We start from the raw sequence: 14,863 nt of genomic DNA on the forward strand, positions 1-14,863 counted from the left end.
GTCAACGTTGGCTGCTCACTTTCTTCTGCACTGCTTGTTCGTGCTCGCTCGTTGATGCTTCCTGCTGTGGTGGGGGGTGGAGGGTTGAGCTGTTCGGGGTGTGGGGTGTGGGTGGCAGGTCGAACATCATCATCTCGATGGTGGGGTTGCCTGTGACTCTTGGGTGGAACATCAGGTTCACTCTTTCATCGTGTCTGGTCTGCCGGCTCCTTCAATGGGGGGTCTGGGGGGCTGGGGCTGCGGTGGGGGGCACACTGTTGGGTCCTGAGGCAACACACGGGTTGTGCTGGTGGTGACGCTGGCGCGGTCGGGTGGTTGTTTCTGGCCCTCGCTGTCACTGGTCATCTCTGTTGGGGTGGGTGGTGGTGGTGGGTGGGGTTGGTTGTTTGAGAACTGCACAGTGGACGCGAGCATCTTTGATCTTTTGTGGTCAAGTGTTTAAGAGCAAACGGTGGATGCCTTGGCATCAGGAGCCGAAGAAGGACGTTGTGGCCTGCGATAAGCCTCGGGGAGTTGGCAAACGAGCTGTGATCCGAGGATTTCCGAATGGGGAAACCCCGCACGAGTCATGTCGTGTGACCTGCACCTGAATATATAGGGTGTGTGGAGGGAACGCCGGGAAGTGAAACATCTCAGTACCGGCAGGAAGAGATATTCCGTGAGTAGTGGCGAGCGAAAGCGGATCAGGCTAAACCGTGTGCGTGTGATACCCGGCAGGGGTTGCGCATGCGGGGTTGTGGGACCTTACTAGCACTGCTGCCGCAAGTGCGAAGGAGTTACAAAAGCGTGTCATAGTCGAACACTCTTGAACGGGTGGGGATACAGGGTGCGACCCCCGTAGACGAAATGGCATGGTCTTCTGTGAGTGTTCCCGAGTAGCACGGGGCCCGTGAAATCCCGTGTGAATCTGGCAAGACCACTTGCTAAGCCTAAATACTACCTGATGACCGATAGCGGACAAGTACCGTGAGGGAAAGGTGAAAAGTACCCCGGGAGGGGAGTGAAATAGTACCTGAAACCGTTTGCTTACAATCCGTCGGAGCCTCCCTAGTTGGGGTGACGGCGTGCCTTTTGAAGAATGAGCCTGCGAGTTAGTGGTACGTGGCGAGGTTAACCCGTGTGGGGAAGCCGTAGCGAAAGCGAGTCCGAATAGGGCGATTCAGTCGCGTGCTCTAGACCCGAAGCGAAGTGATCTACCCATGGGCAGGTTGAAGCGCGGGTAAGACCGTGTGGAGGACCGAACCCACCAGGGTTGAAAACCTGGGGGATGACCTGTGGGTAGGGGTGAAAGGCCAATCAAACTTCGTGATAGCTGGTTCTCCCCGAAATGCATATAGGTGCAGCGTTGCGTGTTCCTTGCCGGAGGTAGAGCTACTGGATGGCCGATGGGCCCTACCAGGTTACTGACGTCAGCCAAACTCCGAATGCCGGTAAGCCAGAGCGCAGCAGTGAGACTGTGGGGGATAAGCTTCATAGTCGAGAGGGAAACAGCCCAGATCACCAGCTAAGGCCCCCAAGCGTGTGCTAAGTGGGAAAGGATGTGGAGTTGCCCAGACAACCAGGAGGTTGGCTTAGAAGCAGCCACCCTTGAAAGAGTGCGTAATAGCTCACTGGTCAAGTGATTCCGCGCCGACAATGTAGCGGGGCTCAAGCACACCGCCGAAGCTGTGGCATTCACACTGTAGACAAGCCTTCGTGGTTCAGTCGTGTGGATGGGTAGGGGAGCGTCGTGTGGGCAGTGAAGCTGCGGAGTGATCCAGTGGTGGAGCCTACACGAGTGAGAATGCAGGCATGAGTAGCGAAAGACGGGTGAGAAACCCGTCCGCCGAATGACCAAGGGTTCCAGGGCCAGGTTAATCCGCCCTGGGTAAGTCGGGACCTAAGGCGAGGCCGACAGGCGTAGTCGATGGACAACGGGTTGATATTCCCGTACCGGCGAAGTACCGCCCATACCGAGCCCGGTGATACTAACCACCCAATCCTTCCCACCGTGACCTTCGGGTTGCATCGGGTAGGGGCGCGTGGGACCTGAACCGGTAGTAGGTAAGCGTATTAACAGGGGTGACGCATGAAGGTAGCCAGTTGGAGCGATGGTTGACTCCTTCCAAGCCCGTAGGACGCATGATAGGCAAATCCGTTGTGCATACAGTCCGAGAGGTGATGGTGACCGCGAACGCGGGAATATGGTGATCCTATGGTGCCAAGAAAAGCCTCGACGCGAGGTACTAGCCGCCCGTACCCCAAACCGACTCAGGTGGTCAGGTAGAGAATACTAAGGCGATCGAGACAATCGTGGTTAAGGAACTCGGCAAAATGCCCCCGTAACTTCGGGAGAAGGGGGGCCCGGAGCGTGATCCACACTTGCTGTGGTGAGCGTGCAAGGGCCGCAGAGACCAGGGAGAAGCGACTGTTTACTAAAAACACAGGTCCGTGCGAAGTCGCAAGACGATGTATACGGACTGACGCCTGCCCGGTGCTGGAAGGTTAAGAGGACCGGTTAGCCGCAAGGCGAAGCTGAGAATTTAAGCCCCAGTAAACGGCGGTGGTAACTATAACCATCCTAAGGTAGCGAAATTCCTTGTCGGGTAAGTTCCGACCTGCACGAATGGCGTAACGACTTCTCCGCTGTCTCAACCGCGAACTCGGCGAAATTGCACTACGAGTAAAGATGCTCGTTACGCGCAGCAGGACGGAAAGACCCCGGGACCTTTACTATAGCTTGGTATTGGTGTTCGAAACGGCTTGTGTAGGATAGGTGGGAGACTGTGAAACCTTTACGCCAGTAGGGGTGGAGTCGTCCTTGAAATACCACTCTGGTCGTTTTGGACATCTAACTTCGGTCCGTGATCCGGACCAGGGACAGTGCCTGGTGGGTAGTTTAACTGGGGCGGTTGCCTCCCAAAATGTAACGGAGGCGCCCAAAGGTTCCCTCAGCCTGGTTGGCAATCAGGTGTCGAGTGTAAGTGCACAAGGGAGCTTGACTGTGAGACTGACAGGTCGAACAGGGACGAAAGTCGGGACTAGTGATCCGGCGGTGGCTTGTGGAAGCGCCGTCGCTCATCGGATAAAAGGTACCCCGGGGATAACAGGCTGATCTTGCCCAAGAGTCCATATCGACGGCATGGTTTGGCACCTCGATGTCGGCTCGTCGCATCCTGGGGCTGGAGTCGGTCCCAAGGGTTGGGCTGTTCGCCCATTAAAGCGGCACGCGAGCTGGGTTTAGAACGTCGTGAGACAGTTCGGTCCCTATCCGCTGCGCGCGCAGGAAACTTGAGAAGGGCTGTCCTTAGTACGAGAGGACCGGGACGGACTAACCTCTGGTGTGCCAGTTGTTCCGCCAGGAGCACTGCTGGTTAGCTACGTTGGGAAGGGATAACCGCTGAAAGCATCTAAGCGGGAAGCCTGCTTCAAGATGAGGTTTCCATCACTCCTTGAGAGTGGAGAGGCTCCCAGTAGACCACTGGGTGATAGGCCGGAAGTGGAAGCGGGGACTAAAGACCCGTGGAGCTGACCGGTACTAATAAGCCGATCACTTCACCACACCAACAAGCTCAAAATATGTTGCGACGCGTCCACTGTGCGGTTCCCGAACCACCAACACACCCCCGACCCGGGTACTGCCTGGGTTGGGTGGGGTTGTGTTTGACAGTTCGACAGAGTTACGGCGGCCATAGCGAGGCGGGAAACGCCCGGCACCATTCCGAACCCGGAAGCTAAGCCCCTCAGCGCCGATGGTACTGCCCTGGAGACGGGGTGGGAGAGTAGGACACCGCCGAACACCCATTCGAAAGGCCCCACCCGCAAGGGTGGGGCCTTTCGCCATTCCCGGGCAGGTTCACCGGACGCCCAGCGCGGTGGTCACCCTGTCCTGAGTGCTGACTTCCTGCCGCCCCCACCGGCGTGTCACCGGCAGCAACTCAGCACTCAGCGGGCGAGGGCGAGCTTCGGCCTTGCTGCTGAGTGCTGACTTTCTGCCGCCACCACCGGCGTGTCACCGGCAACAACCCAGCACTCAGCAGGGGTGGGCGCGCCTGGGCCTTGCTGCTGAGTGCTGACTTCCTGACGCCACCACCGGCGTGTCACCGGCAACAACCCAGCACTCAGCAGGGGTGGGCGCCCCGTGGCTGCCTGCGGGGGAGCAGAGCTAGGTGGCGTCGTTGTCCGGGTGTGCCGCGCGCGCCGTGGTGACGGGGTCGCTGCCGGCGGACACCGCGTCGTCGAGCACCACGGTCAGCCGCGCCGGCGCCGTCGCCCGGTAGGAGGAGTCCAGCAGCTCGGCCACCTCGGACCACTCGGTGACCCCGTCAGGGCCCTCGAGGTCGAGGTCCAGGCCGAGCCACCCGCTCGGACCGAGGTAGGCGGGCTCGAAGCACCTGGGGTCGTCACTCAGGGCCTGTCGCTCGGCCTCGGGGAGCTTGAGCAGGAGGGCGTGGTCCCGTCTGTCCCCCGTTGCCTTGCCGCGAACGGAGCCCCCGAAGTAGGCGAACACCTTGGTCGTGCGAAACGTAGGTCTGCCGTGCGCCTCGACCTCGGTCGCCTCCGGGAACGCCAGTGCGACGGTGCGCAGTCGTCGGAGGACGGGATCGTCGTCGTCGTACATCCGCGGGTGCACCATCGCAACCCTCCTCGTCGAGGTGTCTGGAAGACCAGGCTAGACCCAGCCCACCCTCAGGGACGAGAACGAGGGGATCCACATGTGCCAGCGCCAGAACTCGTACGGAACGGGGTGACCGATCCAGATCGGCCAGTAGAACGCGGCCACGACGACCGCGAGACCGACCACGCCCCCGAGGATCCAGTAGCCGCGACGTCGGGCGCGGGTACCGGCACCGTCGGGAGCGAGCGCCTTCCCGAGGGCGTACGCCAGCGCGAGTGCGACGAAGGGCGCGAACGCGACCGTGTAGAACGTGAAGATCGTCCGGTTCGCGAAGGGTGCGGAGTAGGTGAACCAGGGGAGGTACATGGCGGCGTAGCCCGCCAGGATGCCCCAGGCGCGCCAGTCCCGGCGGCGCAGGGCCCACCACAGCACGACCAGCAGGGCGATCGCACCTCCCCACCACACGATCGGATTGCCGAGTGCCAGGACGACCTCGACGTCGCCGGTCTCGTTGCCCTGGGCGTCGGTCAGCCGCTTCCAGGCGAACGACGTCGGTCGGACCTGGAGCAGCCAGCCCACCGGGTGGGAGGAGTAGGTGTGCTCGGAGTCCAGCCCCTGGTGGAAGGACCACATCTGCAGGTGGTACTGCCACAGGGAGTTCAGGGCGTCGGGCATCCAGGTTCGCTCGGGCACAGCGGCGACGGCGTTGACGTCCTGGGCCCAGCGCCGGTTGTACGCGCCGTCGCTGGCGAACCAGCTCGCCCAGCCCGCGACGTAGGTGAGCACCGCGGTCGGGACCAGGGCGACGAAGCTCGAGACGCCGTCCCGCACCAGGCCGGCGCCGACCCACAGCCGGACCCCGGCGGCCCGGCGGGCGAACACCGACCAGACCACCGCGAGGATCCCGAAGACGGCGACCGCGTAGATGCCGGACCACTTCACCCCGCAGGCGAGACCGAGCAGGACCCCGGTCGCGACGAGCCACCACCGCACACCGATCCGAGGGCCCCACGGGTCGCGCAGGCGTCCGTGCTCGGCGAGCTGCCCTGCCACGCGCGTGGCGAGCCGCCGTCGGGACTGCTCCCTGTCCAGCAGGAGCGTGCCGAACGCGGCGATGACGAACGTCGAGACGAAGATGTCGAGGATGCCGGTGCGGCTCATGACGATGTGCATGCCGTCGACGGCGAGGAGGAGCCCCGCCGTCGCCCCCAGCAGGGTCGAGCCGAGCAGCCGCCGCCCGATGCGCACCACGAGCAGCACGCCGATGATGCCGGCCACGGCACCCGAGATCCGCCAACCGACCATCGACTCGGTGCCGAGGAGTCTCATGCCGATGGCGATGAGCCACTTGCCGAGCGGGGGGTGCACCACGTAGTCGGGGGTCTCCGAGAGACCCGAGTAGTCGCCGGCGGCGAACGCCTCGTCCTGCTCGTCGGCCCAGTCACCCTCGTAGCCCAGCGTCAGCAGCGAGTAGGCCTGCTTGACGTAGTAGGTCTCGTCGAAGACGACGCGGGCCGGGCGATCGAGGGCGACGAGCCGGAGCACCGCCGCCACGGCTGTCACGGCGAGTGCGGCGATCCAGCCCCACAGGCGGCTGCCCTCGACGCGGTCGACCAGGCGGGGGAGCAGGAGCGCGAGGTGCTCCGACGCGGTGCGGGTCTCGGGCTCCGGCGGCGCCGCCTCGACCGTCGTCGGCTCGGTCCCTGCCAGGTCGGCGCTGGCCCACGCGCTCGTGCCGTCCTCGACAGCGGCGTCGTCCCTCGTGCGCACACCGGGCTCGGACAACCCGTCGGCCGTTTCCGCCGGTCGGGAACGCGCGGCGTCACCGTCGTCCTCCAGCCCGGCGGCCCGGGGATCGAGGACGTACGGCGAGAGCGGGGCCGGGTCGGGCCGGGGGGAGTCACTCACCCGCCGAGTCTAGGTCGACCCCTCCGTCGCCGGGCGCGGTGCCGGGCCGGACCGGGGAACAATGGCCGGGTGAGCACCCGAGCAGACAGCGACGACGCCGCGCGGGAGACCGCCGGCCGCACCACGCACGACGATGACGCGACGGCGGACGACCTCGACGCGGCGTCGACCCCGGAGGAGGGCGCGCCCGAGGACGCCGTCGAACCCGGTCCGCTGCGGTGGCGAGGCCTGTCCCGCATCGTCCTGGCCGCGACGCCGATCGGCAGCTCGCGGGACGCGACCGAGAACCTGCGGGACCTGCTGGGCCAGGCCGACGTCGTCGCCGCGGAGGACACCCGCACGCTTCGCCAGCTGCTGCGGCGGATCGGTGTGCATCCGACGGGACACGTCGTCAGCTACCACGAGCACAACGAGCGCGAGCGCGCCGTCGAGCTGGTCGAGCGCGCGCAGGCGGGGGCGACGGTCGCCGTCGTCACCGACGCCGGGATGCCGTCCGTCTCCGACCCCGGCTTCCGCGTCGCCGCTGCGGCGCAGGAGGCGGGGGTACGGGTCTCGGCGCTGCCCGGTCCGTCCGCGGTGCTCACCGCTCTGGCCGTCTCCGGGTTCCCCAGCGACCGGTTCTGCTTCGAGGGTTTCGTCGCGCGCAAGGCGGGGGAGCGCCGTCGGGCCTTCGCCGAGCTCGCCGACGAGCGACGCACGATGGTGTTCTTCGAGTCCCCGCACCGGATCGCCGCCACGCTGGCGGACATGGCCGAGGCGTTCGGGCCCGAGCGCCTCGTAGCCGTGTGCCGCGAGCTGACCAAGCCGTACGAGGAGGTGCGTCGCGGCGGTCTGGGCGAGGTGGCGGCGTGGGCCGCCGACGGCGTACGCGGCGAGATCACGGTCGTCGTCGCCGGAGCGGACCCGGCGCGGCGATCGGTCACGGCCGCGGACGTCGCCCCCGAGGTGCTCGCCGCCGTCGCTGACGGAACCCGACTCAAGGACGCGGCGGCCGAGGTCGCCGTGCGCCACGGACTGGCCAAGCGCGACGTCTACGAGGCGGCGCTCGCCGCCCGCTGACGACGAGCCCGCACCGGATCAGGCCTGGGTGCTCGGCACCAGCACGACGCCGGAGGACGCCATCAGCTCGCGGGCGGCCTCACCCTGCTCGGGGGAGACCGGCACCGTGAGGTCGGTGAACACGCGGACCGCGAGGCCCTCGTCCAGGGCGTCGAGGGCCGTGCGGAGCACGCAGTGCGACTCGGCGAGCCCGACGACGTCGACCTCGTCGATCTCGGCGGCCGCCAGCAGGTCGCCCAGGGCGGCGCCGTCGGCGTCGACGCCCTCGAAGCCCGAGTAGGCCGCGGCGTACTGGCCCTTCTTGACGCTGATGTCCGGTGCGAGCCCCGCGAGCTCCGGGTGGAGCTCGGCCTCGTCGGTGCCGGCGACGCCGTGCGGAGGCCAGGAGTCGATGAAGTCGGGCTCGCTCGAGAAGTGGGCGCCGGGGTCGATGTGCCAGTCCTGCGTCGTCACCACCAGGGCGTAGTCGCTCCGGCGGGTCTCCGCGAAGGCGGCGATCGCCTCGGCGACGGCGTTCCCACCCTCGACGGCGAGGGCGCCGCCCTCGCAGAAGGTCGGCTGGACGTCCACGACGATCAGTGCTCGGCTCATCCCCCCAGGCTAGGCGCTCGTCCCGTGGCTCGGTAGGACGCCCGGGGTGCGGGAACGAGTACCGTCTGGCCATGGACTTCCGTCGCATCCAGGGCCTGCCGCCCTACGTGTTCACGATCATCGACGGTCTCAAGGTCGAGGCCCGTCGAGCCGGTCGCGACGTGGTGGACCTCGGGTTCGGCAACCCGGACCTCCCGAGCCCGCAGATCGCCGTCGACAAGCTGGCCGAGGCGGCCCACAACACGCGCAACCACCGCTACTCCTCCTCGCGCGGGATCCCGAAGCTGCGCGAGGCCGTGGCCGACCTGTACATGCGCCGGTTCGGCGTCACGCTCGACCCCGAGCGCGAGATCATCTCGACGATCGGTGCCAAGGAGGGCTTCAGCCACCTCATGTGGGTGCTGCTCCAGCCGGGCGACACGGCGATCGTGCCGACGCCGAGCTACCCGATCCACATCTGGGGGCCGTACTTCGCCGGGGCGTCCACCCTGCAGGTGCCCGTCGGTGACGGCGACGACGGCTCCGGCTACATCGACCGCGTCATCGAGGCGTGGGAGCTGGGGGCGCCGAAGCCGCGCGTCGTCGTGCTGTCTTTCCCGCACAACCCGACGACGACGACGGTCGAGCTCGCCGACCTGCAGCGGCTGGTGGACTGGGCGCGCGAGCGCGACGTCGCCCTCGTGCACGACCTCGCCTACGCGGACATGTGCTTCGACGGGTGGCAGCCGCCGTCGATCATGCAGTGCGAGGGGGCGAAGGAGGTCGCCGTCGAGCTCTACTCGCTGACCAAGTCGTACTCGATGGCGGGCTGGCGCGTGGCCTTCATGGTGGGCCGGACGGACGTGATCGCCGCGCTCACCCAGCTCAAGAGCTACCTCGACTACGGCACGTTCCAGCCGATCCAGATCGCCGCCACCGTGACGCTGAACGAGGCGCACGAGTACCCGGCCGAGCTCTCGCGCATCTACGAGTCGCGCCGCAACGCGCTCGTCGACGGGCTGTCGCGCGCGGGCTGGGAGATACACCGACCCCGCGGGACGATGTTCGCCTGGGCGCGGATCCCGGAGCCGTACGCCGAGATGGGCTCGATCGAGTTCGCCACGCACCTGATCCGCGAGTGCGACGTCGCGGTCTCGCCCGGGGTCGGGTTCGGCGCCGGCGGCGACGACTTCGTGCGGTTCGCGCTCATCGAGAACGAGCACCGGATCGGCCAGGCCACGCGCTCGATCAAGCGCGGTCTGACGCGGTTGCAGGGCTGAGGGTCGTCGAACCCTCGGTCGTGTCGGAGGTCGGCGCTACCTTCGCGATCTCACCTCCTCGAGGAAGGCTCCACCATGACGGACACGACCCCGGCACCCGGCAGCGAGAAGGCTGACCTCCTGGACAGCCTGGCGCGCCACCGCTGGTTCCTGACCACGACGGCGGAGGGGCTGACCGACGAGCAGGCGGCGCTCACGCCCACGGTGAGCGAGCTGCACATCGGCGGGCTCATCAAGCACGTCACCTCGACGGAGCGGAGCTGGATCGCGTTCATGATCGGCGGCGACGACGAGGCGGCCGCGGGCGACTGGTGGGCCGGCCACCACATGCTGGAGGGCGACACCCTCGCCGGCCTGCTCGAGGACTACGCGCGGTGCGCGGAGGAGACGACGGCGGTCGTGCTGGCGCTGCCCGACCTCGACGGCTCGCAGCCGCTGCCCGAGGCCCCGTGGTTCGAGCCGGGGACGCGCTGGACGTCGCGACGGGTGCTGACCCACATCATCGCCGAGACCGCGCAGCACGCCGGGCACGCCGACATCATCCGAGAGACGATCGACGGCCAGAAGACGATGGGATGACGGCGGCGACGCGCGTGCGGGCGAGGGAGCGGCCCGTCGGTCGCCGACGGGGTGCGTCGGTGGTCGTCGCGGTGCTGCTGGGCCCGGGCCTGCTCGGGGCGTGCGCGGGCGCCGGCGAGGACGACGAACCGACCGCGTCGTGCGACCGGTCCGCGTGCATCGACCTCCCGATCACGGAGATCGAGCAGATCAGCGGCCTCGACCTGCCCGAGGGCACCGAGGTGCTCGACTCCTCCTACTCCGCCTTCCAGGACTGGAACCTCGAGGCGACCCTGCTCCTGCCGGAGGGCGCGGAGGACCCGGTCGCCGCGAGCGAGGACGCGTGGGACGGGCAGGGCGACGAGGAGGGCGTGTTCCGCACCGTCGAGTCGTCGCTCGAGGGCGGACGCCTGACGCTCGAGATCCGGGTGTTCACGACCTGACCCTGCTCGGCCGACCGGGCGAAGGATCAGAGCGGAACGACTGCGGCCTGGTCCGGAGGCGGCCGATCGGGTGACCATGGAGGATGACCCGAACCTCCGCCGTCGTCACCGTCGCTGTCGCGCTCGCCCTCACCCTCGCCGCTTGCTCGACCGCGGGGGACGGTGCCGGTGCGAGCCCGTCGACCGGTGCCACCACCAGCGAACCGGCGAGCGAACCGACGAGCGAACCGGCGAGCGAACCGACCGCGAGCGGAACCTCCGACGCGAGCCCCGACCCGACGACCGAGCCGTCCGAGCCGTCCGAACCCGTCGAGACCGTCACGGTCGACCAGGTCGTCACCACGGGTCTCGCGCAGCCGTGGGGGCTCGCGCCCCTGCCGGAGGGCGGTCTCGTGGTGACGCTGCGGGACGAGGCGCGGCTCGTCGTCGTCGGACCGGACGGTTCGCAGACGGACGTGACGGGGCCGGGCGCCGACACCCTCGCCGACGAGACCGTCCCCGGCGGCGAGGGCGGCCTGCTGGGCGTCGCCGTCGCCCCGGAGCCGGCCGGCGACGGGGGGACGGCCCTGGTCGTCTACCGGACGGGGCAGTCCGACAACGCGGTGCTCACCGGGCGTCTCGACGGGACAGAGCTCGGTGAGCTCACCACGGTGGTCGACGGGATCCCGCGCGCCCGGACCCACAACGGCGGCCAGGTCGGGTTCGGTCCCGACGGCCACCTCTACGTCTCCACGGGCGACGCCGGCGACCCCTCCCTGGCCCAGGACCCCGACTCGCTCGGCGGGAAGATCCTGCGCGTGACGCTCGAGGGTGAGCCGGCGCCGGACAACCCCGTCGCGGACTCGCCGGTGCTCTCGCTCGGACACCGCAACGTCCAGGGGCTGGGCTGGGACGCCGGGGGCGTCCTGTACGCGAGCGAGTTCGGGCAGAACGACCTCGACGAGCTCAACCGCATCGAGCCCGGGGGCAACTACGGCTGGCCGGACGTCGAGGGCGACGGCGGCACGGACGACGGCTTCGTCGATCCCGTCGCCACCTGGGCCACCGACGTGGCGAGCCCGAGCGGGCTGGCGGTGACGCCGTCCGGCGTGTGGCTCGCGGGTCTGCGCGGGCAGCGGCTGTGGCTCGTGCCGTTCGACGGCGACGACCGGGCGACGGGGGAGCCGCGCGCCTACCTCGAGGGCGAGCTCGGACGGGTGCGTGCCGTCGTCGCCGGCGGTGAGCGGGGGCTGTGGGTGCTGACGAACAACACGGACGGCCGTGGCGCTCCCGGCCCGGACGACGACCGCCTGCTGCGCCTCACCTACTGACGCGGGCGGCAGGCGGCGACGTCGGCGCGGGGTTGGGGGCCTCACCCCAGGACGGTGACCCCCGCCGACCGCAGCTCGCCGAGCACCGGGTGCTCGTCGCCGTCGGTGACGAGACCGGCGATCTCGCCGAGCTCGAGAACGCGGTGAGGCGAGGCGGCGCCCAGCTTCTCGGCGCTCGCGAGCACGTAGGTGGCCGCGCTCCGGCCGGCGATCGCGCGCTTGGTCGCCGCGTCCTCGATCTCGCCCGTGGTGAGTCCGGCGCCCGGATGGACGCCCGTGACGCCCAGCAGGAAGAGATCGGCGCTCAGGCCGCTGACCGCCTCGGCCGCCAGCGCCCCGCCGACGACGAGCGAGTGACGGTGGAGGACGCCGCCGAGCAGGACGATCTCGGCGTCGGTGGTCTCCGCGAGGGCGACGGCGACGAGCGGGCTCGGGGTGATGATCGTGGCTCGAAGGTGCGAGGGAAGGGCGTGGGCCAGAGCGAGGGCGGTCGTGCCGCCGTCGAGCACGACCGTCATCCCCGGCTCGACGAGGGTGACGGCACGCCGGGCCACCCGCTCCTTGCTCGCCGTCGCGATCATCGTGCGCGCCGAGTACGGCTGGGCCGCCGGGGCCACGGGGAGGGCGCCGCCGTAGACGCGCTGCACCAGACCTTCGTCGGCGAGGTCGCGCAGGTCCCGGCGGATCGTGTCCTCGGAAAGTCCGAGGGCGGCCGCCTCGGCCTTGGCGACGACCTTGCCGTCGCGGGCGAGGACGGCGAGCAGGTGGGCGCGACGTTCGGCTGTGAGCACGGGGCCATCCTCTCGTGAGCCTCGGCGGGTCTCACCCGCCGCATCGCATTACTTCATAGTCTTGCACGATTCTGCACGGTTGTGGTGAGATGGCGCCATGACGACTCCGCAGCTCATCCTCATCGCCGGCCCCTACCGCTCCGGCACCGGTGGCGACCCCGCCCTGATCGCCGCGAACCTCGCCCGCCTGGAGGAGGCCTCGGCGCCGATCTTCCGGGCGGGTCACGTGCCGATGATCGGGGAGTGGGTCGCGCTGCCGGTGCTGCGCGAGCTGGAGGCCGTCGGCGAGGTCGGCGACGCGGACGTCATGTACGAGACGGCGGCGCGGCTGCTCCGGCACTGCGACGCGGTGCTCCGCCTCCCGGGGGAGTCCTCCGGCGCCGACACCGACGTGCGCATCGCGCGCGAGCGTGGCCTGCCGGTCTACACGGCGGTCGAGCAGATCCCCGGCTACGTGGCGCCGTAGCGGGACCGGCCGCGCCGACGCGCCCCGCCCGCCTAGACTGGACCCCCGTGAGCCACATCCTCTCCGCCGTCGCCTGGCCCTACGCCAACGGCCCGCGGCACATCGGTCACGTCGCCGGGTTCGGCGTTCCCTCCGACGTCTTCAGCCGGTACTCGCGCATGGCCGGCCACGACGTGCTGATGGTCTCCGGCACCGATGAGCACGGCACGCCGATCCTCGTGCAGGCGGAGCAGCAGGGCGTCGCCCCGCAGGCGCTCGCGGACCGGTACAACCGCGTCATCGCCGAGGACCTGACCCAGCTCGGGCTCACCTACGACCTGTTCACGCGCACCACCACGCGCAACCACTACGCCGTGGCGCAGGAGCTCTTCCGCCAGGTGCACGCCAACGGCTACATGGTCGAGCAGACGACCCGCGGTGCGATCTCGCCGAGCACCGGCCGCACGCTGCCCGACCGCTACATCGAGGGCACGTGCCCGATCTGCGCCTACCCGAGCGCGCGAGGCGACCAGTGCGACAACTGCGGCAACCAGCTCGACGCGAGCGAGCTGATCGAGCCGCGCAGCCGGATCAACGGCGAGACCCCGCAGTTCATCGAGACGGAGCACTTCTTCCTCGACCTGCCGGCGCTCGCGGACGCGATCGCCGCCTGGCTCGGCACGCGCACCGCGTGGCGACCGAACGTCCTGAACTTCAGCCAGAACCTGCTCAAGGACGTACGCCCCCGCGCCATGACCCGCGACATCGACTGGGGCATCCCGGTGCCGCTGGACGGCTGGAGCGAGAACCCGAGCAAGCGCCTGTACGTGTGGTTCGACGCCGTCGTCGGCTACCTGAGCGCCAGCATCGAGTGGGCGCGCCGCAAGGACATCGCGGCGGGCGGCGACGGGCGTCTCGACTCGACCGGCGCCGAGGCCTGGCGCGCGTGGTGGAACGACCCGACGGCCCGGTCGTACTACTTCATGGGCAAGGACAACATCACGTTCCACTCCCAGATCTGGCCGGCCGAGCTCCTGGCCTACTCGGGCAAGGGCTCGCGCGGCGGGCAGCCGGGCTTCTTCGGCGACCTCAACCTGCCGACCGAGGTCGTCTCGAGCGAGTACCTCAACGTCGGGGGCGAGCAGTTCTCCACGAGCCGCGGCAACGTCATCTACGTGCGCGACATGCTCGAGCGGTTCCAGCCCGACGCGCTGCGCTACTTCATCGCGGCCGCCGGGCCCGAGACGAGCGACTCCGAGTTCACCTGGCCCGAGTTCGCGCGCCGCACGAACGACGAGCTCGTCGCCGGCTGGGGCAACCTCGTCAACCGCACCGCGACGCTCGTGCACAAGAACTTCGGCGCCGTCCCCGCCCCGGTCGACGTGCAGCCCGAGGATCGAGCCCTGCTCGCCACCACGAGCGCCGCGTTCGACGGCGTCGGTCAGCTCCTCGGGGGCCAGCGCCTGCGCGCCGGCGTCGGCGAGGCGATGCGCGTGGTCGGCGAGGTCAACAGGTACGTCTCCGCGCAGCAGCCGTGGACGCTCAAGGGCGAGGAGAACCGCGACCGCCTCGCGACCGTCCTGCACACCTGCGTCCAGGCCGTCGCGGACTGCTCGGTGCTGCTGGCGCCCGTGCTCCCGCACAGCTCGCAGGCCGTGCACGAGCTGTTCGGCGGGGCGGGCACGCTCGCGCCGATGCCGCGGCTGGAGGAGGTCACCGACCTCGACGACGAGGAGCGCCACTACCCGGTCATCACGGGCGACTACCGCCTCGGCACCGACCTCGCGCCGTGGCGCAGCGCGCCCGTCGTGCCCGGCACCGAGGTCGCCAAGCCGAGCCCGGTGTTCACCAAGCTGACCGACGAGGCGATCGACGCCGAGATCGAGCGGATGAAGGCCTAGC

12 protein-coding genes and 2 rRNA genes are annotated in these 14,863 nt (G+C 68.6%); 9 read left to right on the forward strand and 5 right to left on the reverse strand.

Going from position 1 to position 14,863, the window contains the following annotated elements; all coding sequences use genetic code 11:
• Position 1: 1 nt before the first annotated feature.
• Entirely contained in the window at positions 2 to 181 is a 180-nt protein-coding gene (locus C8046_RS18185; protein WP_146197061.1) for a hypothetical protein, read from the reverse strand.
• A gap of 247 nt (positions 182 to 428) precedes the next feature.
• Here C8046_RS18185 and C8046_RS16235 point away from each other — a divergent pair.
• Positions 429 to 3,541 (forward strand): 23S ribosomal RNA (locus tag C8046_RS16235).
• 119 nt (positions 3,542 to 3,660) lie between these two features.
• Positions 3,661 to 3,778 (forward strand): 5S ribosomal RNA (gene rrf / locus C8046_RS16240).
• A 366-nt stretch (positions 3,779 to 4,144) separates the two neighbouring features.
• Here rrf and C8046_RS16245 read toward each other — a convergent pair.
• Both C8046_RS16245 and C8046_RS16250 read right to left on the reverse strand, forming a co-directional pair.
• Positions 4,145 to 4,615 carry an MmcQ/YjbR family DNA-binding protein gene (locus tag C8046_RS16245; RefSeq protein ID WP_109230339.1) on the reverse strand — a complete coding sequence of 157 codons (471 nt, stop codon included), beginning with the start codon at positions 4,613 to 4,615 and terminating at the stop codon, positions 4,145 to 4,147.
• Between the two features lie 36 nt (positions 4,616 to 4,651).
• Positions 4,652 to 6,505 carry a dolichyl-phosphate-mannose--protein mannosyltransferase gene (locus C8046_RS16250; protein ID WP_109230340.1) on the reverse strand — a complete coding sequence of 618 codons (1,854 nt, stop codon included), beginning with the start codon at positions 6,503 to 6,505 and terminating at the stop codon, positions 4,652 to 4,654.
• Positions 6,506 to 6,718: 213 nt separating this feature from the next.
• On the opposite strand from C8046_RS16250, the gene rsmI reads away from it, so the two are divergent.
• The gene (gene rsmI, locus C8046_RS16255) at positions 6,719 to 7,564 is read left to right on the forward strand and encodes a 16S rRNA (cytidine(1402)-2'-O)-methyltransferase (protein ID WP_235866479.1); all 846 of its coding nucleotides are present in this window, start codon (positions 6,719 to 6,721) and stop codon (positions 7,562 to 7,564) included.
• Between the two features lie 18 nt (positions 7,565 to 7,582).
• Here rsmI and C8046_RS16260 read toward each other — a convergent pair whose 3' ends face one another.
• On the reverse strand, positions 7,583 to 8,155 hold the full coding sequence (locus C8046_RS16260) for an isochorismatase family protein (protein WP_109230341.1): 573 nt from the start codon (positions 8,153 to 8,155) through the stop codon (positions 7,583 to 7,585).
• A gap of 71 nt (positions 8,156 to 8,226) precedes the next feature.
• Between C8046_RS16260 and C8046_RS16265 the strand changes: the two genes are divergently transcribed.
• From C8046_RS16265 to C8046_RS16280, 4 genes are all read left to right on the forward strand, one after another.
• A complete protein-coding gene (locus tag C8046_RS16265) occupies positions 8,227 to 9,414 on the forward strand; it encodes an aminotransferase class I/II-fold pyridoxal phosphate-dependent enzyme (RefSeq protein WP_109230342.1) in 1,188 nt (395 codons plus the stop codon).
• Between the two features lie 75 nt (positions 9,415 to 9,489).
• Positions 9,490 to 9,993: a DinB family protein gene (locus tag C8046_RS16270; RefSeq protein ID WP_109230343.1), complete on the forward strand. Its 504-nt coding sequence runs from the start codon at positions 9,490 to 9,492 to the stop codon at positions 9,991 to 9,993.
• The gene (locus tag C8046_RS16275; RefSeq protein ID WP_109230344.1) at positions 9,990 to 10,415 is read left to right on the forward strand and encodes a hypothetical protein; all 426 of its coding nucleotides are present in this window, start codon (positions 9,990 to 9,992) and stop codon (positions 10,413 to 10,415) included. The genes C8046_RS16270 and C8046_RS16275 overlap by 4 nt, the downstream gene beginning before the upstream one ends.
• A gap of 83 nt (positions 10,416 to 10,498) precedes the next feature.
• Positions 10,499 to 11,725: a PQQ-dependent sugar dehydrogenase gene (locus C8046_RS16280; RefSeq protein ID WP_109230345.1), complete on the forward strand. Its 1,227-nt coding sequence runs from the start codon at positions 10,499 to 10,501 to the stop codon at positions 11,723 to 11,725.
• 41 nt (positions 11,726 to 11,766) lie between these two features.
• On the opposite strand, the gene C8046_RS16285 is transcribed toward C8046_RS16280, so the two are convergent.
• Entirely contained in the window at positions 11,767 to 12,516 is a 750-nt protein-coding gene (locus C8046_RS16285) for a DeoR/GlpR family DNA-binding transcription regulator (RefSeq protein WP_109230346.1), read from the reverse strand.
• A gap of 97 nt (positions 12,517 to 12,613) precedes the next feature.
• Here C8046_RS16285 and C8046_RS16290 point away from each other — a divergent pair, with 97 nt between their 5' ends.
• Complete coding sequence (locus tag C8046_RS16290; RefSeq protein ID WP_109230347.1) at positions 12,614 to 12,982, forward strand: DUF4406 domain-containing protein; 369 nt, start codon at positions 12,614 to 12,616, stop codon at positions 12,980 to 12,982.
• 47 nt (positions 12,983 to 13,029) lie between these two features.
• Positions 13,030 to 14,862 carry a methionine--tRNA ligase gene (gene metG / locus C8046_RS16295; protein ID WP_109230348.1) on the forward strand — a complete coding sequence of 611 codons (1,833 nt, stop codon included), beginning with the start codon at positions 13,030 to 13,032 and terminating at the stop codon, positions 14,860 to 14,862.
• Position 14,863: the final 1 nt, after the last annotated feature.

The sequence above is a fragment of the Serinibacter arcticus genome, from assembly GCF_003121705.1.
Classification (GTDB): domain Bacteria; phylum Actinomycetota; class Actinomycetes; order Actinomycetales; family Beutenbergiaceae; genus Litorihabitans.